General features: G+C 41.6%; 1 pseudogene. It reads left to right on the top strand.

What is annotated here, in order from left to right:
* Positions 1-119: 119 nt before the first annotated feature.
* Positions 120-341: pseudogene (locus tag TY87_RS22415) on the top strand (spermidine synthase); the annotation flags it as partial.

Genomic DNA, 341 nt, shown 5'->3' with positions numbered 1-341 from the left:
GAGCATGACGGGTTTGAAAAGCAGTTTACTGTTAAGCCTTCAATGGACAAAACATTCATTAGCGTGCCAAACGCTATGCTTTTCTAATCATTTACACTGTATTTTAGGACAACCTAATCATGTCTTCATTGTTCAAAGAAATCGACAGCCAAGCCTCATCTTTAGGTGAAATATCTCTTCGCAGACGACGTATTCCTGCCTTTGGTGACAGAGACATCTACGAAGTGAAACTAGGCGAAGAATTTCTGATGTCGAGCATGTTTGTCGATGCAGAAGAAGCCTTGTCTACCCTTGGTTTAGCACAAGTTCAAGGCGAAAATTTGAGTGTTGTTGTCGGTGGA

Source organism: Marinomonas sp. BSi20584, from assembly GCF_002792415.1.
Lineage (GTDB): Bacteria > Pseudomonadota > Gammaproteobacteria > Pseudomonadales > Marinomonadaceae > Marinomonas > Marinomonas polaris.
This window is presented reverse-complemented; position numbering and strand designations above follow the sequence as displayed.